This is a genomic window from Sphingobacterium spiritivorum, assembly GCF_016725325.1.
GTDB lineage: Bacteria > Bacteroidota > Bacteroidia > Sphingobacteriales > Sphingobacteriaceae > Sphingobacterium.
Map to the genome: position 1 here is coordinate 1,071,626 of NZ_CP068083.1, position 25,201 is coordinate 1,096,826.

The window sequence follows — 25,201 nt, forward strand, 5'->3', positions numbered from 1 at the left end:
CAATACAATTATCCATTCCGGCAAATATAATAGTGATCCGTAAACGAAGACCGTAATTGCAAAAAAGGTCAATATAGCCACAGAGCCCCAAAAAACCAGCTTTGATTTCCGGTTATTCCTATCTTTCAGATATGTTTGATTTTCCATAATAATTGGTAAGTATTACAATCTAATAAATGTTTTAAAAAAAGCCCTCCCGGATAGTTCCGGGAAGGCCATTATTAATAAACATATAAAACTCTCCTGCCGACTCAAAACAACAGGAAAGCTTTACTCTAATTAACTTCCGGGCACTAATTTTAAAGTTTTCTCCGCATTTTCGAAGTAACCTCTGGTATAGGAACCAGTTGGCGCCACATATGTTAGCTGCTTAAATCTGACACCTTCTATCGTATAATCCTTATAGAACTCTAATCCGGTTGGAGTATATCTATATGCAAAATTTGTTGTGTTACCCGATATTCTTAGTGCACGTTTTGTGGTTGTATTTGGAAAAGTTGCGGCCAATGTTTTTCCAGCGACCTCAAATGAATATGCACCATAAGCATGAAACTTTGTTACAGCATCTTTATGCGCCTGAACAATAGTTGCTGCTTCTGAATTTCCGATTGGCAACATTACAATCTTATTATACGTTTTTCTTCCTTCCAAGATGACTGAATCGGCAGTAGCTTTTACTACTAAAAATTCAAAATCTCCTTTGTATCCACCATCTACCAGACCAATAAGAGTCGCATTGGTCATAAATTGACCTGGAAGTGAAAAGTAATGAATTGCAGAATTATAAGTATCAAAGGTTAAGATTGGTCCAGCACCTGGATATACCATATAACTACTGTTTGGATCTGTAGAGATTCTTGATGTAGGTAAGTTAACATAACTAAAATCTCCTTGCAATTCAACATTTACAGATGTAGTGAATTTGGCAAAAAGAGTATATCCCCCAAAATCCTGTGTAGCATTCGGAAAATACTTTATTAACCAGCCGCTAGGATTAGATTGAAGTACTGCATAAGCATTATCTACACTTTCATTCAAACGCACAGTTGGACTCTCATCGAATAATCGATCTCTTTTTTTATCGCAACCTGTAACTAATAATAGTAAAGCTGCTCCTATAGTAAGTATTGTAGATTTCATTATTTTTAATTTAATGTTGTTTGATCAAATGAATTCAAGTTAGCATAACGGTCCAAAATGACTTGTCTTAATTGATCCATATTAATTCCCCATTCTGAATTCATATAATTTTTCACAATAGTCAGTTTACTAGCAATCAAAGCTCTACCTGCAGCTGTAGATCCCGTAACATTTAACATAGCATCAAATTCTGCCTGAGATCTGGTAATGTAAAAAGAATATAATTCTGCAAAATCTTCTGTTGGAGCCTTTGAAGCATAAGTTGATATAAATCCTGCGGCAATAGCTGCACCAGAACTTGCCCAAACTTGGTTCCACGCATCATCTACATAAGCTGTTCCAGTTATCTCATTAAAGCCTGTTGGAAACGGCTTTCTCTGGTTAAAAATATGTTGCGTTTCGTGATGAACTGTTTTAAAGTAATATTGATTTAAGAATGCCTGATTAAGACCTGAGGTTGCATTCAGATTAATAACATTATACAATGAAATCTTTGCTCCATTTTCTGCAGTTCCTAAAATCACACTACCATTATTCTGTACAGCCACATTACCAATATAATTGAATAATCTCGCAAAATTATCTCTTACAAACTGCTTACTTCCAGTAACTTGATCATAAGGTCCCGTTCCCAGATATATCAACAGTTTTGTCAAACGAACAGAACCGTCATAAGTCGCAGGAACCAGATGATAGTTTACATCTGATTCTCTATCCACATATTTATATAAAATCTGAATATTATATGGTTTAGTTATATTCTCATAGATATAATTATCTAACGCATTCTTTGGTTTATCAGAGTCAACAAATACACTTTTTGAATCTAACTTATCACTCTTTTCACATGAATTGAAGAGAGACAAGCTTGCCAAAGAAAGTAATATTATAGTTCTAAAATTTTTCATTATTATCTAGGATTAGGGGTTAAACCTGCTTCAATTACGTCAACTGGTAATTGAAATGCTCTTCTATTGTCTCTTACTTTTAAAAGGTCTGGTGCAGAAATAATATTTAAACCATTCACTACACGTCTGTTTATTTCAATACCATAACGTTTTACATCGAACCAACGTAAACCTGTATGAAGAGTTTGAACTCTTCTCATGAATAAAACTGCATGGAGCATATTCTCCTGAGTTCCAGGATCAATAACATAATCAGGATTGTTAAACTTCTTTTTAGGAGTTGGAGCTGTTGGTGTATAATAATTAAAACTATTCGCCCACGTATTTATAGTAGCTTCAGTCATCGTGTACGTAGGAGTGATCGTATTTTTTGCCCATAGTTGCATATCTACTAAGGCCTCACTATACTTTTTCAGATGAATATTTGCTTCAGCTCTTGTTAAAAGCGCTTCCTCTGAAGTAATCGGCGTAAATACCCCTCTCCAAAATCCAGTTGCTGCAATTGGATCTGTCACTTCAAACATATAGGTAACTCTAGGAAACAAAAAGCGATACAGCGTAGCAGAAGAATATCTAAATGTACGGATTCTATATTGCGTATCGGAAAGACCTACACTATTGTAGGGAGGTCTAGCAAAAGGACCTTCTGTATTACCGATCAACCAGCCATGTGAGTATCTCGCTTGACTTGAAGGCCCTCCATATGGACCAAACTCCACGCCCATTGCAGAAACAGGCGCCGCAATTAAAAGATTTGCTTTGTCGCTACTTGCATTGAATTCGCGGGCTACGTTGCCCCATGTAGTTCCAAATGAAGCAATGTAAGCATAATTTCTTGTCAGATCTGCGGGATTAACACCCAATGCTAATGATGCATATTGCTGCGCTTTCTCCCAATTTCCCATGTACAAATAAACTCTCGCAGCAAATGTATTGGCTGCTGCTTTGTTAAAATGATACTTTGCAACATTACTATTAGCATAAGAATTGTCACTGATAAGAGGGATTCCTTCTTCTAAATCCTTAATAATAAAGTCATAAACCTCCTGTACAGTATTACGTTCATATTTAGGATTGAGTATAGTCTCACCTTTAGTCATATAGGTAACTCCCAGATCTGAAGATGAAAAATCTTTAGCATAATGCTGTGCAAACATATTGACCAATATAAAGTGGTTATATGCACGCGCAACCAGAGCCTCACCTTTCTGAGCATTTAGACTTGCTGGACTACCTGCTTCTTCAATAGCTTGTAATGCAGCATTCGCGCTGGCGATTGATGAATAAGAGGAACTCCACAACCGATCAATACCATCGTTATTACCGACTTCTGTACTTGGTTGCCAATTATAAATTTCATTTGAGAACCTGTCGGAGTAAGCACTTAAGTTTTCCTGCTCATCTGTATTATCAGATGCCCATTCAGCCGGAACAACGTAGGCTGTCTGTGGATAAGCGGAAACCAACATCTTCGAAATTTTCTCTGTACTGTTCAATTCCGCACGATTATCCGGAAGAGGATCTAAGAATTTTTCACACGATGTATTAATCGCCAAAATACCTAGAACAGTTAATATATATAATTTTCTTTTTTTCATTTCAATAAAGAATTAAAGTCCTAAATTAAGTGTCAAGGTATATTGTCTTGCAATTGGCAAAGCAACACCTCCTGCGTTAACAAACTCAGGATCCTGACCATTTAAACGTTTGTCTGCATAAATCAACCATGGGTTAATTGCATTAAATCTTATTCCTAAAGATGACAGTTTAAAGGAGTTTGCAATATTCTTAGGTAAAGAATACGATAATGAAACATTTTTCAATCGTATAAAATCTCCTGAAGCAATATTTACTGTTGAATAATTATAGGCGTTATAAGCATAAGAGTACTCACTATTATTTCTAATAAAACGGTTATCAATAATAACAGGAACATTTGTAATGTTTTCCTCTCCTGGAGCAGACCATGAATCCCAGAATTCACGAGTTGTAGCCTTTAAGTCTGTATACGCTGTTCTGTAGACAGGATCTAATCTCACAACATTCCCAAACGAGTAGGTCAGGAAGATATCCAATTTAAAGTTTTTGTAATTAAATACGTTGGAAAAACCTCCGACATCTGTTGGATCTGTAGGACCTTCATATTTTAAGAAATCCAACTCATCTCTCTTTTGGAAATAAACACCAGTAGTTGTTTCCTCCCCATTAACATAATTATAAATTGGAAGTCCGTTTGGAGAAATACGATTCAAAGGAATCGAGAACAACGAACGTACAGGATAACCTTCTACTGCAAAGCCTGTTCCGGAGATCAATTCAGAAACTGTACTTCTACTTAAGAAGTCAGTGACTTTATTGGTAGCTCTTGTATAGTTAAGCGTTGATATCCAGCTAAAATTATCATTCTTAATTAGAGTAGCTCCAATTGCAACCTCAAGACCTTGGGATTTCATTTTCGCAACGTTACCATATTTAAGGATCTCACCACCTAATCCCTGAGTAGGAATACGACCGATCAGATCATGATTGTTTCTGGTGTAATAATCCACATCTACAGATACTCTATTTTGAAATAATCCTAATGAAGCTCCTAAGTTCAACTCATATTTCTTCTCATACGTTAATTCTGAGTTTTCTAATGTTTCAATCTCTAAACCACTTTCTTTATCTGAGGTATTAGGTCTCCAAGGATTATAACTTTTTATAATAATTTTAGAGTTTGTTACGAATGCAGGCCCTCTGTCTGCGGTTAAGCTGTAAGATCCTTTGAATGCCAAATTACTGATGGGAGATTCCAAATCCTTAAAGAATTGTTCTTCATGAACATTCCATAAACCGGAAACGTTCCATGTCGGCATCCATCTTGCTGTTGTGGATCTACCCAAACGGTTTGTTCCTTCATAACGGAAGGTACCATTAATGGAATAACGATTATCGTAAGAATAATTTGCTGTAGCGTAGAATGCAGCTTGTCTGTTTCTGGTATTTCTAATAGAATAATAATCTGTATTCTGCTCCTGACCTTTTTTGAATATTCTGTAATCAACAAAAGGAATCTCCCCTAAATCATATTGAAGTCCCCAGGCTCTGAACCAGTTGTTATTTCTTTCAGTTGCTTCAGTTTCAGCTCCGGCAAAAACATACACTCTGTGTTTTTCCTGGAATGTCTGATTATATTCTGCTGTAAATCGGAATAAATTATACATCATCTTATTATCAGTACGATTATATATACCTCCCGCAGGCATGATAATTTCAGGTACTGCATAAGGGTCTGTTGGATCCGTATACAAGAATGGATTAGCATCACGTATAAAAGTAGTTGGCGCAGAACGATATGCTAAGGCTTGATTAGATTGATCTTTTATATGATGTTGCTGAGATGCTTGTTGATATCTTACGGCACCCAACACTCCCAATTCCACAGACTTAATCACTTTCCATTTAAGATCTCCCTGAAATCTTATGTCGGCAGCATCAATATCCATATAATTATTCTCTAATTCATGAAGAATATTAAACGGAGCATAGTTCCGGCGGTAAAAATCATTAGCATCTAATGTTCTTGACGTATTCAATGCATAAGCATATGGATTAATATCAAAATCACGTTTTACTTCCATCGATACCACATCTGTAGATCTACCTAATGTACCCGGAGCTCGCTGATCTCTGTATGATCCGTTTGAATTGAGGGATAATTTAAGATTATCTAATAAACTGTATGATGCATTAAGGAGAGCTGTATATCTCTTTACCTTACTTTGTTTTGCCCATCCCGGATCAACTACAGCACTCATAGAGGTATAATATTGTGCTTTTTCGGTACCAGATCTCATGCTCAAAGAATGATTTTGCATTACATTGTTATCAAACAATTGATCAAACCAATTTGTATTTCTATACTCTGCCTCTCGTAGATACGCATTACGGGCTGCCTCTGTATTCTCTAATTGACCTGAATTAATCAGATCGTACATCTTTCCATAAACACCGCTTTCAGAGCGAGAAACAACATTAGACATATTCAGCCAACCTCTTTGTTCTAAGAATTGGTAAAACGCCATTTGTTCCTGCGAATTCATAATATTGAATGTGCTATAAGAAGGCTTTTGTCTAAAAGTATATTCACCTGAATAGTTGAATGAATTTACACCTGCTTTACCTTTTTTAGTCGTTACAACGATAACCCCTCCCATGGCACGTGCACCATAGATAGAAGTTGCTGAACCATCTTTTAAGATTTGAAAAGATTCGATATCATTAGCGTTAAGACCAGCTACAGCCGAACTGATCAATGTCATAGCATCACCAGAAGACAAATCATCAGTACCCACATCTGCTACATCCTCTATAATCATTCCGTCAATAACCCATAAAGGTTTTGAATTACCATAAATAGATGTTGCACCACGTACTCTGATCTTAGGAGCCGTACCGAATGTACCTGTTGTATTCTGAACAATAACACCGGCAACCCTACCTTCCAATGCTCTGGATGGATCAGGCAAACCTCCCAATTCAATATCTTCCATATTTACCTTGGCAGTCGCTCCTGTAAATAATCTTCTATCTATCTTGGCTCCAAGACCTGTAATAACGACTTCTTCTAAAGCTTTATCTTCATTAGATAATTGTATTTCTATAGAAGAACGTCCTGATACACTGATTTCTCTTGGATTGAATCCGACAAAACGAACTACCAAAGTAGCATTAGACGCTGCATTGATAGAGAAAAATCCCTGATCATTAGTACTTGTTGAAGTCGAAGAACCTTTTACAGAAACTGTTGCTCCGGCAAGTGGTCTGCCATTCTCATCTTTGATTGTTCCGGTCACAGGTCTTTGAATATCAAGATTCCGACTTGCTACAGGTGTAATCTTATTAACAGTAATTGTTCCTGCAATTATTTTAAAAGAATAGTCAGAGCTATTCAGAACATTAGAAAGTGCGCTCTCTACAGAAGCACCTTTTAAGTCTACATTTACGGGCTTAGCATTTCTAATCACCTCATCTTCATACAAGAATCTGTATTTAGTTTGTTTAGAGATGGATGAAAACACTTCCTCCAATTTTGCGTTTTTCAATGACAGGGATACTTTCTGAGCCACACTATCAGCATGTACACAAGTCATAAAAACCAATGATAGTATAACCGTAATTTTCATGGTTAGTAATAATTGGCGCAAACGAGCTTTTTCCTGACGCGAATCAAGCTGTTTGCGAAATAATAAGTTTTTCATACATTTGAGTAATTGGGTAATTTGGGTTAGTTCACTTAATTTCAGTTCCTAATTAATTCATGGACAGGGGTGCTGCAACATCCCTGTTTTTTTTCAACTTAGAGTATCATTTTTCCATAGTTTTTCTGTTTATATGTTTGTTAATAATTGTTAGTTTCTTTCCATCTACGTCAAAGTCAAGATGACTAACGTAACGCAGCATTTCTAAGACCTGACTCAGGTTGACATTTCTTTCTATACTTCCCGAATATCCTTTATCAAATTCGATCTGACCAATAAACGAAACATCCAAATCATACCATCTGGACAATTCCGCTGCTATATAGGCTATATTATCTCCTTTAAAATAGAATTCATTATTTTTCCAGGCAAGCTCTTTTCTAAAATCTGATTTCGATTTTTTAACCGATTGATCTGTAGATAATGCTGATTCTCCAGGTAATAACAGTGTACTCATTTCACCATTAGACACTTCTACTTTTCCTTCTACCAAAGTAGTTTTTACTGCTTTTGAGTAAGAATTCACATTAAAGTGTGTACCGAGTACTTTTATGGAATTTCCACCTGCCTCTACAATAAAAGGTCTCGAAGCATCTTTGGCAACTTCAAAATAAGCTTCTCCCTCTAAGTAGACTCTACGTTCATTTCCGGAGAACTGAACAGGAAATTTCAATTTCGAAACTGCATTAACCCAAACCTTAGTACCATCTGAAAGCTCAATTCTAAAAAAACTGGCCTTGGGTACTACAAGCGTATTATAGACCATCAATTTTGCAGCTCCGGCATCTACATACCGTATCCCGTCTTTACTGCCTTCCACTTTAGCATCTTTGGAAATTGTTTTTGTATCCGACACATCCACATGACTTCCGTCTGCCAGAATAAGATGTGCGCCACTTGTACCCGGAAGAACATCATTTTTGTATTTGCCGGTGGTATCAGCAACAATAGACTTATGGGCAACATCTTCACCCTGCTGATTTAACCAGATCCATGATAAAGAAAAACAAATAGCCAGAAGTGCCGCAACAGCGGTATAGATATAATAGTTTGGTTTATACTTTTTTCTCTGCTTTGCGTTTACTTTATCCCACGCTGCATCTACATCTACATCATGTATAAAATTAAGATCCTCCTCTATTGTCTCCGAATTTTTAAATGTCTCAACAAAATCTCTGTTCTTATGATCAGAAGCCATCCATTCTCTGAAATCAATAGTTTCCTGCTCAGAAAGCTGATTTCTGAGGTACTTTTTGACTAATTGGCTAGTATAAAAATGGTTTCTTTTCATAACGTTGTATATATATAGAAACATTCATGGCATAAAAGGGTGACAAGAAGTTAAAATAATTTTAATTTTTTGTTAGGGGTATGTAAATAAGGAGAAGTTTTCCGGAAATAATTAGGAAAAAAGTGATTTAATCAAATAAAATAAAGGATTATTTAATACTGAACAAAAGAAGAAAAACAGCCAAAAGCTCCGGATCCAGTTTGGCTAATAGTGTTTTCATTCCTCTTTGCTTCTGAGTTTTTACCGTATTAACACTAATATCGAGTTTTTCGGCTATTTCCAGGTTAGAAAGACCTTCAAGATAGCCCATACGGAAAACATGCTGACAAGATTTAGGCATCTCAGCAACGACGCGATAAACATCTGCAATTACCTCCGAAAAAATAAGAGAGTGCTCCACCTGGCTTTCCTCTTCTTCTTTGATCGGGTTGAGCATCCAGTAACGTTGTTGAATTTTTTCTCTCCGATGAATATTGTAACAAGAAAACCGAACAGCGGTGTACAAAAAGTTTTTTATAGCATGCTCTTCACTTGATACATTTTCCTGTTGATTAAAGTAAGCACAGAAAGCATCCTGCACGACATCTTCGGCCTGAGATTTAACTCCAAGCTGCTTCCACGCAAAATGACAAAGGCGAGGATAATATTTTTTGAATATATATTCGTTAGGCTCTCTTTTCATAATCCCTCTTCAAAAATATCCAGGTTGTTAACAATTGTTAAAGCAAGCTACCAAATATCTCTCAAAAAACAATACAGACCGGAGAAAAAATATTTAGATCGGGTTCTACTTTCTGTAACGAACCCTTGGCGATATTACGTTTAAATAGCGTTACGTTATCTGTAGACTGGTTTCCGATCAGAATTGACTGGCCGTCAGGAGAAAAATTAAAATTACGTGGCCCCTTACCTCCGACATTATATGTATCAACAACTATTAGCTTTCCGTCTTTTAAAACTTTATAAGCAGTGATTACATTTGCATCTCCTCTATTAGTAGCATACACAAATTTTCCGTCCGGAGAAAGCTTTATATCTGCAGCACCGTTTCCTCCAGTAAATCCGGCTCTGTTTATATCGACTTCCTGTATAACTTCCCATTTATCTTTCTTCTTTGCATATGCAACAACTTTTGCTGTCATCTCTGTGACCAGATAAAATGACTTGCCATCTTTAGCAATAGCGATATGACGTGGCCCGCCCCCAGCCAGAGTATGGATGACAGAAGGTACTCCTACACCGTAGACTCCATTAGTTTGCTTTACAGGATAAATACTGATTCGATCAGTACCTAAATCCTGCACAAATACAGACTTAAAATCCGGAGCAAAGAATGCTGAATGTACATGCGGCTTGTCCTGGCGGGAAGGGTCCGCTCCTTTGCCACTATGCTGCACAAGAGTATCTCTCGAAGCAATACTTCCATCGGTATTCAACCTGAAAACTGCGAAAGACCCACCTGAATAGTTTGAAACAACGGCAATTGGATCAGTATGACTCAGGGAAACATGACAGGGATCCGCTCCTCCCACATTTACTTTGTTTAAAAATGTTAATTGTTTCCCGTCAAAATGATAAGCGGAAAGACTTTCTGTACCATCATTCTTTTCACTTACCGCATAAAGGGTCTTTCCATCTTTACTTTTTGCCAAAAAGGAGGGATTGTTACAAAAGGTTGTACTCAGCAGGTTAGCTTGCCGGCTCTTTTGATTAAAATCATATATGTATATTCCTTTGCTTTTTCCCGGCTGCGTATATGTCCCTACAAAAAGGGGAACATTTGTCTGGGCGATTCCTGCAGAAGGTATTAATAGAGCACATAAAAAGATCATTGGTATCAGACAGGTTCTTAAAGTATTCATAAGTTATGATTTGTTAAAATTGGTTAAATGTCAATGACTCATCCTAACCAAATATGTAATTTAGCCTTTTGTAAAAACTAACGTTGGATAAAGATAACTTTCCTCGATGTTATATGGCAATTATTTTTGACCAAAACACCAAAAAGTTAATTTAATCTGATATTTTTGCGTTAGTTTAGATGAGTATAAGATTTTGATAGTCAAATATCATATTCACAACGTAATTCAATTTCACTAAGAATGATCAAACAGTTATGTGTGTTACTATTTTGTGTGTTGGGAAGTGTAAACCTCACTTTCGCACAGGGCAAAATAGTAGACAGAGTGGTGGCTACAGTGGGAGCTAATATCATATTGCAATCAGATATAGATATGCAGTATTCTCAAAACTTAGCTCAGGGAATGAGTCCTAACGAAGATTTCAAATGCTATATTCTTCAACAGTTATTAACACAAAAGCTTCTTGCGCAACAGGCAGTACTGGATTCGATTGAAGTATCCGAATCTGAAGTGGATGATAATCTCAACAACCGTCTTAATGTGATGACCCGTCAGGCAGGAGGAAAAGAAAGGTTGGAAAGTTTTCTGAACAGATCTCTGTTACAGTATAAAGAAGAAATGCGTACCAGTGTGGCAGAACAATTGAAAGCTCAGAAAATGCAGCAGAATATTGTTCAGAAAATCGATGTTACTCCTTTGGAGGTCAAAAGATATTTTGAAGGTCTGGACAAAGACAGTCTGCCTTACTTTGACACCGAAGTTGAAATCGGAGAAATCGTCATGTATCCGGTACTCACTAAAGAAGAAAAAGAAACATCCCGCAAGCGAGCTGAAGATCTTCGCAAACAAATTGTGGATGGTTCGGATTTCGGAACAATAGCAAGACTGTATTCCGAGGATAAGGGATCTGCTGTTGCTGGTGGAGATCTTGGATTCTCGACCCGTGATAATTATGTAAAAGAATTTTCTGCAGTTGCCTTTAAACTGAAACCAGGAGAGATCTCTCAGGTATTCGAGACAGAATACGGTTTCCATTTCCTGCAAGTACTGGAAAGAAGAGGTGAAGAAGTTCGTGCAAGGCATATTTTGATCTCCATCAAACCGACCAATGCAAGTCTGGAGCGCACAAAAGTAAAAATGGACAGCTTGTACCAAAAGCTGATCAATAAGAAAATAGATTTTTATAATGCAGCGACGCAATATTCAGACAATAAGGAAACGAAATTTAACGGTGGTATGGTTACTGATCAGAACAGATCTACACTAATACCTGTTAATAAACTGGAGGCAAGTGTATTTACAGCCATCGATCCTTTAAAAGCCGGAGAATACTCTCAACCTACCCTTTTTCAGGAAGAAGGTCCTGCAGGTAAGAGTGGTTACCGCATCAGTTTTCTAAAGACAAGAATTCCCCCTCATAAGGCTAATCTTGATCAGGATTTTTCAAAAATAAAAGAAGCCGCTTCGGAAGACAAAACCAGAAGAAAGTTAAGCGAATGGTTTGAGAGCAGAAGAACGAATACATTTATTGCTATCAATGATGATTTTCATAAGTGCGACGATCTTAAAATCTGGATCAAACCTATAGAAAATGCTTCGGCAAATATCGCAAAATAAGTATAGTTCCTTATAAACTAGAGCGGGCTTCAACAGATGATGTTGAAGCCCGCTTTATGTTTTATACCATTTGGATATCACGTAATATGAATGTTGTTTTATTACCGCTCAAACATCATCTCAATCATCACCTTCCACTGATAGTCATCTTTCAGCTGCCAGATACGGATATAATTATATTTAACGGTTTTATCTTTAGTAATTACGTCTGCAGTACCATAGGTATACGCATATTCACCACTGTATGCACGACCTACGTTTGTCGGATTAGTATGAATCTCTACACGTTGTTTTTTCAGGAATGCCATTACATCTTTCTTTCCTTCCATCGGATCCTGCCATGGATACAGAAACTTAACATCATCTGTCAGGAATTCTCCGTATGCTGTAGGATTATTTGCTTTTAAAACGGTGGAGAACAGCTTATCACTCTGCATTACTACATCTTCACGCTGACCCAATCTTACTTTCGAACGATGCTTAAGGTACCAGTTGTCATCCGGCTCATAATAGATCAAATCTGAGGCTTTCTGCTTACCATAGTTCTCTACTTCGGCTCTGAAGTTAACCTTCCATACCCCTTTTTTATTTCTTTTCCAGACCGTCAGATATTGCCCGTAACGCTTTATTGCACCAACTTTCTGAAACTCCATAGCTCCGCTGGTCACTCCCCAATCCTGACTACGGGATACCAATACAAAATTAGGATCCCAGCTCATGACATCCGCAATATTGGGTCTGTTATTGAGATAATTGAAAGCATTTACTGCGGAAGGTGTGAAAAAGACAGATTCTTTATCTACAATAGACAAGAAAGCCTGATGAGGGCTACTGGATTGTGATAATTTAGCTGCATCCCGATCTACCGTAATCAGACTTCCAACTTTATCCGGCAATTGAGCCTGGCTGTTATAGGTTTGAAAAGTTAAAGCTGTGGCTACAGCTACTGTTGTCCAAAATTTCATTAATTATATTTTTACAACGGTCTAATATCAAATCTTATTCCAAAGTGTTCCGTCTTTACTGTCTTTCAATTGTATACCTATAGAGGACAACTCTTCACGGATACGATCTGATGTTGCGAAATCTTTATTCTGTTTGGCTGAATTACGGATATTAATAATCACATTCATCAGTTCATCCATATTATCTGTCCCTGCATTGCTATCATCATTCAACCCCAGAATATCTTCAACAAAGTCTTTCATAAAGGCTTTGAGTTCATCCAATCCCTTTTGATTAATGGTAGCTTTACCATCATAAATAGAGTTGATGACACGCACAACCTCAAAAAGTTCTGCAATCAATATAGGACTGTTGAAATCATCGTCCATAGCTGCATAGCAGTTTTTACGTATATCTTCCAGATTAAATCCGGAAGTAGCTTTAGAAGGCGTGATCTTATTCAATAGTGCGATAGCATTCATCAATCGCTTAAATCCTTTATCCGCAGCATCCAGAGCTTCATTTGAGAAGTCCAATGTACTTCTGTAATGTGCCTGCAACATGAAGAAGCGGACTGCCATCGGAGAATAACCTCTTTCCAGAAGCGGATGATTCCCTGTAAACAATTCCTGAGGCAAAAATCCGTTACCGGAAGATTTGGACATCCGTGCTCCGTTAACTGTCAGCATATTAGTATGCATCCAGTAACGCGCCGGACTGGTGTGATTACATGCTTCTGATTGAGCGATCTCATTGGTATGATGAGTAGCAGCCAGATCCATTCCTCCGCCATGTATATCAAACTGTGCTCCCAGATATTTATTGCTCATCGCCGAGCATTCAATATGCCACCCAGGAAAGCCTGTACTCCATGGTGCCGGCCAGCGCATAATATGCTCAGGTTTTGCCTTGATCCAAAGGGCAAAATCCAAACGTCCCCTTTTCTCATCCTGCCCGCCTAATTCACGCGTGTTGTTCAACATATCTTCCAGTTTACGATTGGTCAGAACAGTATAATCGTATTTTTGAACATATTTCTCCACGTCAAAATAAACGGTGCCATTCACTTCATAAGCATAACCGTTATCAATGATCTGTTTGATCATCTCAATCTGTTCTGAAATATGGCCTGTAGCTGTAGGCTCAATACTTGGGGGAAGCGTGTTAAACAAGCGAAGTACATCATGAAAACCAATAGTATACTTTTGTACGATTTCCATTGGCTCCAATTGCTCCAGCTTAGCTTTTTTCGCAAATTTATCATCCCCTTCATCTCTGTCTCCTTCCAAATGTCCGGCATCAGTAATATTACGTACATAACGTACTTTATAGCCCAGATGTAACAGGTAACGGAATATCAGATCGAATGACACAAATGTGCGGCAGTTTCCTAAATGTACATCACTGTACACGGTGGGTCCACACACATACATCCCTACCATGGAAGGGTGAATAGGATTAAATTTCTCTTTCTTTCTGCTTATTGTATTATAAAGAACTAGATTATTTTCCATAAAATTATAAGAATGGGAATCTATTTTTGTCTGAAATATAACTGAATCGGAACACCCTCAAAATCAAAATTCTCACGCAACTTATTCTCTACATATCTTTTGTAAGGATCTTTAATATACTGAGGAAGATTACAGAAGAAGGCAAACATCGGGGATCTTCCCGGAATTTGGGTTACATATTTGACTTTGATATATTTTCCCTTAATTGCAGGAGGAGGATAGTTTTCGATCACCTGCAACATCACTTCATTCAACTTAGAAGTAGGGATTTTCTTGGTTTTATTCTGATATACTTTCGCAGCCACTTCCAGTGTTTTGTGGATACGCTGTTTCTCCGTTACGGATGTAAATACAATAGGAACATCTGTAAAAGGAGCAATTTTTTCACGGATACGAGCTTCAAATTCTTTCATGGTCTTGTTATCCTTCTCGATCAAATCCCACTTATTCACCACGATCATGACACCCTTTTTATTTTTCTCCGCCAAATGAAAGATATTAATATCCTGCGCTTCAATACCATCCTGAGCATCCAGCATCAGAATAACAACATCGGAGTCTTCCAATGCCTTGATCGTACGCATAACGGAGTAAAACTCAATATCTTCATTTACTTTTGATTTTCTACGCATTCCAGCCGTATCGATCAATAAGAATTCATGACCAAACTGATTATAGTGAATACGGATGGAATCACGAGTCGTACCTGCAACAGGTGTTACGATATTACGTTCTTTCCCTAATAATGCATTCGTCAATGAGGATTTACCTACATTCGGACGACCTACAATAGTATATTTTGGAAGCGTAGATTCTTCTTCCTCTTCAACTTCAAAAGTAGAAACAACAGCATCTAACAATTCTCCGGTTCCAGAGCCTGTCGCTGAAGAAATATTGTAAATTTCTCCCAGACCAAAGGCATAGAACTCTGCAGAGTCATGGTGTAGTTTCGCATGGTCAACTTTATTGGCAGCAACGTACACAGGCTTCGTACTTCTTCTCAGAATATCAGCTATTTCATCATCCAGATCGGTAATACCGGTAGTCACATCTACCATAAAGATAATAACGGATGCTTCTTCGATGGCAATGTATACCTGATCACGAATAGCCTCTTCAAACACATCGTCAGATCCGTGTACAAAACCTCCGGTATCAATAACAGTAAATTTTTTCCCTATCCACTCAGCAGATTCGTAGTGACGATCGCGAGTCACCCCGCTAAAGTCATCCACAATAGCCTTTCTACTTTCCGTAAGACGATTAAAAAGAGTTGATTTTCCAACATTTGGACGACCTACGATTGCAACAATATTTGCCATATTTGTTATTTTGAATCGGCTCATTTATGATGAACCGCACAGTTATTCTAAATTATTAAGGGAACAAAGATACGGAATAAGGAATGATTATCCTTTATTAATATACTAAATTTGACGGAGAATCCATTATAGCTTTCGTATTTACAGGAACGGGCCTCTTAGAACTCTTTTACGCACTTCAGGTATATATATCATTTAATATCCTGCGCCAACGTTAAGAACAAAAAAGGTCACTCCATTCAGAGTGACCTTTTATAAACAAATTGAAACTTTTAATAGTTTGGATTTTGACTTAACGTTCCTTTACTGTTGTCAATTACGACCTGTGGAATAGGCCATAATTCATTTTTTCCTTTTGTGAAGATTCTGTTCTCTACGAAAAAACGATCTGTAAGGTTAGTGAACGTTACTTCTCCGGTTTGGGGATTTACACTGCCCTTTGATAAGCTGCCATAAACAGCCCCGTTCATGACAACATCTGCTATTCCCCAACGGATAATATCGAATCTACGTCTTCCTTCTCCTGCAAATTCTACACGAAATTCCCGTCGGACCAATTCTCTCAGTTTTGTCTGATTACTATAAACAGCTTCGTTTACTTTAGGCATTCCTGCACGCACGCGTACCGCATTTAAATGTTCGTACACACTGTTATCAATTTTATTCAATTCGATTTTAGCTTCAGCATTCAGCAGCAGCATTTCAGCATAACGCATTACAATAATGTTCACGCCGACATTCCATACATTGCTATATGAGGATGGATTTTGCAAATATTTCTTATAGTTATATCCTGTACTGGATGCATTATCAGCTGATGCAGGATGATCTTTTGAATTTGGATTCAAGGGATCAAAATATCTGCCACTATATGATGCTCCCGGATAAACCACAGTTGCTGAAAGTCTCGGATCACGATCTGTGTAGGGTTTTGCAGCACTGTATGTTGCAGACTCACTGGTAAGTTCTCCATCTTTTGTTTCATAAGCATCGATCAGACTTTGCGTAGGAACAATAGAACTCCAACCGCCTGACAGATTTGGCATCATAATTCCTAAATCTGTGTACCCCTGAATATTAGCAACATACTGAATGTCCATCATCACTTCACTGTTATTCTCATTTGCTTCTTCAAACAAATTTGCATAATCACCAAACAACTGATATGTGCCGGAAGTAATTATCTGTTCCGTAGTACTGATAACATCTTCATGTTTGTTCTGGAAAGCATAACAACGAGCCAGCAACCCCAGAGCTGCTCCTTTAGTCATACGTCCTACATTACTGGCGTCGTATTTTGCAGGTAATATAGCTGCTGCATCTTTTAATTCTGTCTCCACAAACTGAAGAACTTCTTTTTGCGTATTGGCTGGTGCATATGCTTCCTCAATCGAGACCGTTTTTGTCAAAATCGGCACTGCACCAAATAATGTCGCCATATCCAGATAACGATAAGCACGAATAACTCTGACTTCGGCTTTCAACCGGTTTTTCAATGTTTCAGAAACAGGAGATTTATCTATATTCTCCAAAATCCAGTTTGCTCTTCTGATCAATTCATAGCTGTATCGTGTTGTAGCATTTCCAGCATCTGTAGGAGTTGCATTCCCGTTACCCAGTGCCTGAAATCCTTCCCAGGGAAAATCACTGTTAGAGTTATCTGATGTACAATCCATGTAGAAGATCTGACTCCCATCTTCCCAGGAAGAACCGGAAACCAATTTACCGTCTGTTCCTCTTCTCCCACTATATAAACCTGTAACAGCGTACAATGTTTCTTTCTCTGTATTCCAGAAATTACTTTCACTTATTGCATCCAAAGGATCCTGATCCAGTTTTTGACAGGAAAACAAAACAGATGTAAGTCCTAATGCAACTGTTATATATGTATTAAATTTCATAACTTTTCTAATTAAAAATTCACATTCAAACCAAAAACATTTGTTTTTACCTGTGGATAGAAGTTACCTCTTGAATCTGCAGGTGTTTCCGGATCAAATCCTTTGGCAAAACCTGTAAAAGTCAATAAATTCTGTCCGCTATAGTATATTTTGGCTCCTTTGATTCCTATTTTATTCACAAAACTCTTAGGGATGGTATAACCCACTGTAATATTTTTCAGTCTTAAATAACTTGCATTTTGAATCCAGAAATCTGACGGCGTACTTGAAGGACTGTTTTGCGTCCAGCTAGTCAGAGCTCTTGGCATTGATCCGTTTGGATTCGTGCTTGCATTAAATCTGTCTGCATAGATGTCAGTTGGCTTATCTGATCCAGAAATACTTCCGATGGCTTCACCCCACAGATATCCCTGCACTTTAGCCGCTCCCTGAAAAAACACACTCAGGTCAAAATTTTTGTAGCTTAGGTTTGATGTCAGACCAAAGATATATTTAGGATCCGGTGAACCTAAGTATACACGGTCATTTCCGTCAATTTTACCATCTCCGTTTTGATCTTTATAGATCAGGTCTCCAGCACCGACATTATTGTTTACACCTTTGACACCACTGTTTTTATATTCTTCATCCGTACGGTATATACCCATAGTTTCATAGCCGTAGAATGAGCGTATAGGTGATCCCTGCTGATAGACATAAAATGTACCGTTAGGCTCAGCGGCAGTATTTTTCCATTGCTTGATCTGATTATTTATATATGAACCGTTTACTGCGAAGCTATACTTTAACTCTCCTGCTCTTCCCTGATAATTTAACTGAACTTCAATGCCGTTATTTTGAACTTTTCCTGCATTTTGTGTTGGAGCAGGAAGTCCATACAAGGACGAGACAGGCAATTGCAATAATACTCCATCCGTTATACGATCAAAATAGTCCACCACAATACCCAGATTATTTTTGAAATTCAGATCAAAACCAATATTGGTACTTTGGGTAGCTTCCCACGCCAAAACCGGATTCGCTGAATTAACAATTGCTCCTCCCGGGCTCGTAACTCCTCCTAAGGGATAATTATATCCGGGGCTTATCACAAAAATACCGGGGTAGTAAGAGTCATTGGTAGGATAGTTATTGTCTGTTGTTGCGGCAAGCTGTTGATTACCCAGTTTCCCCCATCCCCCTCTTAGTTTAAATTCAGATATTGAATTCGCTAAACTGGAATTGGTAAAAAATTCTTCCTGTGAAATTCTCCATCCTGCCGAGAAAGAAGGGAATGTGCTCCATCTGTTTGAACCTAAAAAACGGGAAGTACCATCATGCCGTACATTTGCTTCCAACAGATATTTGTCAGCAAATACATAATTCAAACGACCAAACCAGGATCTTAATATTAACTTTTTAGCCCCGCCTTCTGCCTTTTGGCCATCAACATCTCCTAAATTTATTTCAGATAGATCATTATTTAAAAAATTCTGTCTGTAGGAACTGGAATAATCTGCTTTAAATGTCTCATCCATAAAACCTCCTAAAACATTCAGCTGATGTTGTCCAATCTTTTTATCATAGGTCAGTAAGGACTGAAATGTTAAGCGCTCGGATTGAAAGTTATAGACAGTTAAATTATTTGGGCCCTGCTTACTTGTTGGAGCTCCGGTGTTATTATCATAGTATTGAATATCCTTTACAAATTTTGAAGAAAGATTATCAATCGGCTGAAATCCAACTACCTGTTTGAATTTTAACCCGTCCATGATCTTGAATTCTCCTGAGAAATTCACTTGAGTGTGTTTGTTGATCATCTTATCAACAGATCCCATATCCAACCATGCGATCGGGTTTCCATCTCCATAATAACCATAGTACCCATTTGAATATTTATAAGGAATAAAAGAAGGAATACGATTTGACTGCCTGAATATCTGCGCCATATCTCCCGTGTAAGGATTCACTGGCTCATCAATCCGTTGATAATTGTAAGCCAGACCCAAATCCAGATTCAGTCGTTCTGAAACCTTAGCCCCAATATTAGTCCGCAGATTATAGCGATCTGATGCAGCAATTTTGATCACTCCTTTCTGTCCCAGATAACCCGCGGATGCCATATACTTGACATCATCTGTTCCACCGGTAACCTGTAAGTTATGAGACTGCTGAAATCCGGAACCCTGATATAGCAAATCAAGCCAATCCGTATTAGGGTATTTATCAGGATCTGAACCGCTTTTAAATCCCTGAAGATCGGCTTCTGAAAAACGAATCGCTTTACCTTCATTGCTCAAAGCCTCATTCAAGATAACGGCATGATCATATGAATCCATATAATCAGGCAATCTGGTTGGATCCTGTATACCTGCATATCCTGTATAATTCAGTTGAGGCTTGCCATTTCCTCCTTTTTTTGTTGTGATTAAAATAACACCATTAGCAGCCTTTGAACCATAAATAGCAGCACTTGGACCATCTTTCAGCACAGATATATTTTCTATATCATTAGGATTGATATTATTCATAGAACTCTCGATTCCGTCTACGATTACCAAAGGATTCGCATTATTAATGGTTCCCAGTCCTCTGATCCGGATTGTTCCGTTGTCTTTTCCTGGTTGTCCTGAATTCTGACTAATAGTAACACCTGCAAATTTTCCCTGAATAGCTGATGAAACATTCGTTACCGGCCGATCTTCCAGATCTTTGGAAGATATAGCCTGCACTGCTCCGGTCAGATTTACTTTCTTCTGTTTTGCAAAACCTACAACTACAACCTCTTCCAATGCTTCATTTTCTGATACCAGCTGAACGGATACAGTCGTACCAACGACGTTAACTTCCTGAGGTTCATATCCCACACTTGAAAATGTCAGAACATCACCAACTTTAGCATCAATACTAAAATTTCCGGAGGCATCAGTCGATGTCGCTTTAGCACTTCCTTTGACAATTACGGTAACTCCACTTACCGGATTAGTACCATCTGTCACTTTTCCTCTGATTCCCTGTTGCAAATGTCTCGCATAGGAATAATTAATCTCACCCATACTTCCGGCCTTTACAATAAGAGCCGAAGAACCAGTTCCGGTTAGAAGTAAAGAAAGAAAAATCGGTTTGAAAGGAGCTTTAATTGAAAACTTCTTGATCATATTTTTTTAGTTTATTCTCATATCCACAAAACTTATATGTTTTAGAGTATGTGGTATGTATGTTTAGTTCCACAATAATAGGTCAATTGAAACTGTTAAGAAAGTGTTAACTAAACGAAAACGTTTGCGTAACATTTACACTAAGTATTTTTTAGCAAAAACTGCACAATATTATTTGCTAAAAAAACTCAAAACAGATTACATATCAGCGGATTATAAGATAATACACAAGAATGTTATTCTGTAACAATTAATTTTGAGAACTAATTATTACAGAATAAATTGTTAATTATATGTTTCGCAAAATATTATATGGCAATATTTTGCGAAACACCAGAACTAAACCCTTTTATTTTATATAGATCATTTGGTAAACAACGGAATAAAGAACATAAACCGTAAACATAGAAATCAATACTTCTGAAAACAAAAAAAGCCTCAGTTCGTAAACTGAAGCTTTAATGAGTAGCGGGGACCAGACTCGAACTGATGTCCGCCAGCTGGCGGATAAGAGCACGACAAGACTACCCGTTCAGTAAGCTCCGGATAAATAACCGACCCTGATAACTTTTTAACTCCTGCTCTCTCTTCAGTGCTTCGGATTTAGTGGCATATTCTTCTGTATACAGCAATTCCCAAGGCCGGTAACGGATTGTCCAACCCTTCGTCCCTAATTCATTATGCGAAAGCATACGACCTGGCAGGTCTGAAGTCACACCGATATAAATTTTGTTGTAAACAACGGAATAAAGAACATAAACCGTAAACATAGAAATCAATACTTCTGAAAACAAAAAAAGCCTCAGTTCGTAAACTGAAGCTTTAATGAGTAGCGGGGACCAGACTCGAACTGATGTCCGCCAGCTGGCGGATAAGAGCACGACAAGACTACCCGTTCAGTAAGCTCCGGATAAATAACCGACCCTGATAACTTTTCAATTCCTGCTCTCTCTTCAGCGCTTCGGATTTAGTGGCATATTCTTCTGTATACAATAATTCCCACGGCCGGTAACGGATTGTCCAACCCTTCGTCCCTAATTCATTATGCGAAAGCATACGACCTGGCAGGTCTGAAGTCACACCGATATAAATTTTGTTGTAAACAACGGAATAAAGAACATAAACCGTAAACATAGAAATCAATACTTCTGAAAACAAAAAAAGCCTCAGTTCGTAAACTGAAGCTTTAATGAGTAGCGGGGACCAGACTCGAACTGATGACCTTCGGGTTATGAGCCCGACGAGCTACCACTGCTCCACCCCGCAATATATCTTATTTCAAATTTAGTTAGCCCGAAGCTAACTCATTAAGTGAAGATCAGACTCAAACTGATGTCCGCCAGCTGGCGGATATGAGTCCTATGTTCTGAAGAACATTTCACCCCGCAATATGCGATTAATACTTTTGGGTTAGCCTTGCGCTAACCCTTTTTAGTAGCGGGAACCAGACTCGAACTGATGACCTTCGGGTTATGAGCCCGACGAGCTACCACTGCTCCATCCCGCAATATATTTTATTTCAAAATTGGGTTCTTATATTCAGAAACCAATATAACGTCCTTTTCTAATTGGAGTACAAAGATATATTTTGTTTCTTTGTATTCCTAATATAATTTAAAAAAAATGTCGCACAAAGCAGGTTTCGTAAGTATCATTGGTAAGCCCAACGCAGGTAAGTCTACGCTAATGAACGCTTTAGTAGGTGAAAAGATGTCAATCATCACACCAAAAGCTCAAACAACAAGACACCGGATAATTGGTATTGTCAACGATGAAAACCATCAAATTGTCTTTTCGGACACTCCCGGAGTCATCAAACCCAACTATTCCTTACAGGAATCTATGATGAATTTTGTTCAGGGATCATTAATTGATGCGGATATTATTCTTTTTGTTACGGACATCAACGAAAAATATGATGAAAATGATGTCATCGAAAAATTAAGAAAAACTTCTTCACCTGTTGCTGTTCTGATTAACAAAATAGATAAATCTACAGAGGAAGATGTAAAAGCAAAAATCGAGTTCTGGAAAGAAAAATTAAATCCGGACACAATATTCGCTATTTCAGCGCTGCACCAACACAATGTAGTCGCTATTATGGAATATATCAAAGAAAAACTTCCGGAACATGCTCCATACTATGAAAAGGATGAGCTGACAGACAAATCTATGCGTTTTTTCGTTTCAGAGATGATTCGTGAAAAAGTATTCAAACTATATGACAAGGAGATTCCTTACAGTACGGAGGTCATAATCACTTCCTATAAAGAAGAAGCAAAAATCACCAGAATTGCGGCCGAAATCATTGTGGAACGAGATTCTCAGAAGAATATCCTGATCGGAAAAGCCGGAGAAATGATCAAAAAAGTAGGTACATATGCTCGTCAGGACATAGAAGAATTTATCGGAGGCAAGGTCTTCCTGGAAATCTTTGTTAAAGTGATCCCGGATTGGAGAAGTAAGAAAAATTACCTGAAAAGATTCGGATATGACGACTAATTAGTTGTATCATCCTGAAAATATTCACGAAGTGCTTTTACCTGTTTCAGGTTAAGCACTTTTTTTAGTTCCTCATCACTGGACTCTTTGATTTTTTTGACCGATTTAAATGTTTTCAGCAACTTGTCCACAGAAGTCTTACCTACTCCCGGAATATTTTCCAGTTCGGAGACAAACGTTTTCCTGCTTCTCTGATTCCGGTGAAAAGTAATCCCAAAGCGATGCGCTTCGTCTCGCAAATGTTGAATAATTTTGAGTGTTTCTGATTTTTTATCCAAATAAAGCGGATACTGATCCCCTGGATAATATAACTCTTCCAGTCGTTTGGCTATACCAATAACTGTCACCTGTTTATCAATCCCCAAAAGCCTCAGGCTTTTCAATGCTGCGCCTAACTGTCCTTTACCACCATCAATAATAATCAACTGTGGCAATGGCTGATCTTCATCCAATAATCTTCTGTACCGTCTGAAAACGGCCTCCTCCATTGTTGCGAAATCATTTGGGCCTACGACAGTCTTCACATTAAAATGTCTGTAGTCTTTCTTGGAAGGCTTCGCATCCTTAAATACAACAATTGCGGACACGGGAAAATTTCCCTGTATATTGGAGTTATCAAAACATTCGATATGCTGAGGAAGAACATTCATACGAAGATCCTTTTGCATCTGAGTCAGAATACGCTCTGTTTTGAGATCCGGATTTAATCTTTCATAATGCAGTAAGCGTTCTTTTTTGAAATAAGCTACATTCTTGAGTGATAAGTCTAGCAATTTGCGTTTTTCACCTAATTTGGGCACCGTAAACTTAATATTATCATCTCCTTCGATATCCATGTCAAAAGGCACGATAATCTCTCTGGAGGCGCTCTTAAAACGATTTCTAATTTCCGGAATTGCCAGCGACAGCAGTTCGACGTCGGTTTCATCCAGACGACGCTTCATTTCTAAGGTCTGCGTCTGGATAATCACGCCGTTCATTACTTTCAGAAAGTTGACAAATGCATAATTCTGATCCGAAGCAATACTGAACACATCCACATTTGTAATAGAAGAATTGACGACCGTAGATTTACTTTGGTAATAATCCAGCTTATCCAGTTTGGACTTGAGCGCATGAGCCAGTTCAAAGTTGAGCGCACCAACCGCTGTATCGATCTGTTGTTTAAGACGATTCGTGACCACGGCAATCTTACCGTTCAGAATATCTTTGATATCATCCAGATTCTGATCATAATCCTCTTCCGACTGGTAACCTTCACATGGGCCTTTACAGTTGCCGATCTGATATTCCAGACAGACTTTGAATTTACCAGCACGAATATTATCGTTCGTGAGGGATAGGTTGCAGGTGCGTAACGGAAACAATTCTCTGATCACATCAAGGACTGTGTGCATCATCCCTACTGAGGCATACGGTCCAAAATAACGTGAACCATCTTTGATATATTTCCTTGTCCAGAAAACTCTGGGAAAACGCTCCTGTTTGATGACAATCCAGGGATAAGTCTTGTCATCCTTGAGCATCACATTATACTTAGGCTTATGCTTTTTTATCAGATTATTCTCCAATAGCCAGGCATCGATCTCTGTATCTACAATAGTAAAAGCAATACGATTAATTTTTCGTACAAGTACCCGCGTTTTACCACTCAGCTGATTATCATTGACAAAGTAAGATCCGACTCGATTACGTAGATCTTTTGCTTTACCGATATAGATAAGCTCATCCTGCTTATCAAAATATTGATAAACGCCCGGTTTATGCGGAATACGCTTTAATTCTTCTTTATAGTCAAATGAGCTCATTCAAAAAAATA

17 protein-coding genes and 2 tRNA genes are annotated in these 25,201 nt (G+C 38.0%); 2 read left to right on the forward strand and 17 right to left on the reverse strand.

The genetic code is table 11. The features are described 5' to 3' along the window. Nucleotides 1-279 precede the first annotated feature (279 nt). The 7 genes from I6J02_RS04480 to I6J02_RS04510 form a co-directional block, all read right to left on the reverse strand. Nucleotides 280-1,140: a DUF4302 domain-containing protein gene (locus tag I6J02_RS04480; RefSeq protein ID WP_201680629.1), complete on the reverse strand. Its 861-nt coding sequence runs from the start codon at nucleotides 1,138-1,140 to the stop codon at nucleotides 280-282. A gap of 5 nt (nucleotides 1,141-1,145) precedes the next feature. Beyond that, nucleotides 1,146-2,048 carry a putative zinc-binding metallopeptidase gene (locus I6J02_RS04485; RefSeq protein WP_201680630.1) on the reverse strand — a complete coding sequence of 301 codons (903 nt, stop codon included), beginning with the start codon at nucleotides 2,046-2,048 and terminating at the stop codon, nucleotides 1,146-1,148. Nucleotides 2,049-2,050: 2 nt separating this feature from the next. After that, nucleotides 2,051-3,646 carry a RagB/SusD family nutrient uptake outer membrane protein gene (locus I6J02_RS04490; protein WP_201680631.1) on the reverse strand — a complete coding sequence of 532 codons (1,596 nt, stop codon included), beginning with the start codon at nucleotides 3,644-3,646 and terminating at the stop codon, nucleotides 2,051-2,053. 12 nt (nucleotides 3,647-3,658) lie between these two features. Next, nucleotides 3,659-7,291: a SusC/RagA family TonB-linked outer membrane protein gene (locus tag I6J02_RS04495; RefSeq protein ID WP_201680632.1), complete on the reverse strand. Its 3,633-nt coding sequence runs from the start codon at nucleotides 7,289-7,291 to the stop codon at nucleotides 3,659-3,661. A gap of 106 nt (nucleotides 7,292-7,397) precedes the next feature. Continuing rightward, nucleotides 7,398-8,582 (reverse strand): FecR family protein, encoded by a 1,185-nt coding sequence (locus I6J02_RS04500; protein WP_236582285.1) that lies wholly within the window; start codon nucleotides 8,580-8,582, stop codon nucleotides 7,398-7,400. A 148-nt stretch (nucleotides 8,583-8,730) separates the two neighbouring features. Next, nucleotides 8,731-9,264, reverse strand: a complete 534-nt coding sequence (locus I6J02_RS04505) for an RNA polymerase sigma-70 factor (protein ID WP_201680634.1) — start codon at nucleotides 9,262-9,264, stop codon at nucleotides 8,731-8,733. Between the two features lie 61 nt (nucleotides 9,265-9,325). Continuing rightward, nucleotides 9,326-10,444 (reverse strand): lactonase family protein, encoded by a 1,119-nt coding sequence (locus I6J02_RS04510; RefSeq protein WP_201680635.1) that lies wholly within the window; start codon nucleotides 10,442-10,444, stop codon nucleotides 9,326-9,328. Between the two features lie 240 nt (nucleotides 10,445-10,684). On the opposite strand from I6J02_RS04510, the gene I6J02_RS04515 reads away from it, so the two are divergent. Continuing rightward, the gene (locus I6J02_RS04515; RefSeq protein ID WP_201680636.1) at nucleotides 10,685-12,061 is read left to right on the forward strand and encodes a peptidylprolyl isomerase; all 1,377 of its coding nucleotides are present in this window, start codon (nucleotides 10,685-10,687) and stop codon (nucleotides 12,059-12,061) included. A 101-nt stretch (nucleotides 12,062-12,162) separates the two neighbouring features. On the opposite strand, the gene I6J02_RS04520 is transcribed toward I6J02_RS04515, so the two are convergent. The 9 genes from I6J02_RS04520 to I6J02_RS04560 all read right to left on the reverse strand — a co-directional run bounded on the left by I6J02_RS04520 (nucleotide 12,163) and on the right by I6J02_RS04560 (nucleotide 22,387). Continuing rightward, a complete protein-coding gene (locus tag I6J02_RS04520) occupies nucleotides 12,163-13,026 on the reverse strand; it encodes a DUF4440 domain-containing protein (protein ID WP_201680637.1) in 864 nt (287 codons plus the stop codon). A 27-nt stretch (nucleotides 13,027-13,053) separates the two neighbouring features. Beyond that, nucleotides 13,054-14,520, reverse strand: coding sequence for a cysteine--tRNA ligase (cysS, locus tag I6J02_RS04525; RefSeq protein WP_201680638.1), 1,467 nt, complete (start codon nucleotides 14,518-14,520; stop codon nucleotides 13,054-13,056). A gap of 20 nt (nucleotides 14,521-14,540) precedes the next feature. Beyond that, nucleotides 14,541-15,842, reverse strand: a complete 1,302-nt coding sequence (der, locus tag I6J02_RS04530) for a ribosome biogenesis GTPase Der (RefSeq protein WP_039990476.1) — start codon at nucleotides 15,840-15,842, stop codon at nucleotides 14,541-14,543. 272 nt (nucleotides 15,843-16,114) lie between these two features. Beyond that, the gene (locus tag I6J02_RS04535; protein ID WP_201680639.1) at nucleotides 16,115-17,743 is read right to left on the reverse strand and encodes a RagB/SusD family nutrient uptake outer membrane protein; all 1,629 of its coding nucleotides are present in this window, start codon (nucleotides 17,741-17,743) and stop codon (nucleotides 16,115-16,117) included. A gap of 11 nt (nucleotides 17,744-17,754) precedes the next feature. Further along, nucleotides 17,755-20,880, reverse strand: a complete 3,126-nt coding sequence (locus tag I6J02_RS04540; protein ID WP_201680640.1) for a SusC/RagA family TonB-linked outer membrane protein — start codon at nucleotides 20,878-20,880, stop codon at nucleotides 17,755-17,757. A gap of 524 nt (nucleotides 20,881-21,404) precedes the next feature. After that, nucleotides 21,405-21,650 carry a GIY-YIG nuclease family protein gene (locus tag I6J02_RS04545; protein WP_201680641.1) on the reverse strand — a complete coding sequence of 82 codons (246 nt, stop codon included), beginning with the start codon at nucleotides 21,648-21,650 and terminating at the stop codon, nucleotides 21,405-21,407. Between the two features lie 118 nt (nucleotides 21,651-21,768). Then, the gene (locus tag I6J02_RS04550; RefSeq protein ID WP_201680641.1) at nucleotides 21,769-22,014 is read right to left on the reverse strand and encodes a GIY-YIG nuclease family protein; all 246 of its coding nucleotides are present in this window, start codon (nucleotides 22,012-22,014) and stop codon (nucleotides 21,769-21,771) included. 60 nt (nucleotides 22,015-22,074) lie between these two features. Beyond that, nucleotides 22,075-22,146 (reverse strand) — tRNA-Met (locus I6J02_RS04555). Nucleotides 22,147-22,315: 169 nt separating this feature from the next. Next, nucleotides 22,316-22,387 (reverse strand) — tRNA-Met (locus I6J02_RS04560). Between the two features lie 116 nt (nucleotides 22,388-22,503). Here I6J02_RS04560 and era point away from each other — a divergent pair. Further along, nucleotides 22,504-23,382, forward strand: a complete 879-nt coding sequence (gene era, locus I6J02_RS04565) for a GTPase Era (protein ID WP_201680642.1) — start codon at nucleotides 22,504-22,506, stop codon at nucleotides 23,380-23,382. Here era and uvrC read toward each other — a convergent pair. Beyond that, nucleotides 23,379-25,190 (reverse strand): excinuclease ABC subunit UvrC, encoded by a 1,812-nt coding sequence (gene uvrC, locus I6J02_RS04570; RefSeq protein WP_201680643.1) that lies wholly within the window; start codon nucleotides 25,188-25,190, stop codon nucleotides 23,379-23,381. The genes era and uvrC overlap by 4 nt on opposite strands. Nucleotides 25,191-25,201 lie beyond the last annotated feature (11 nt).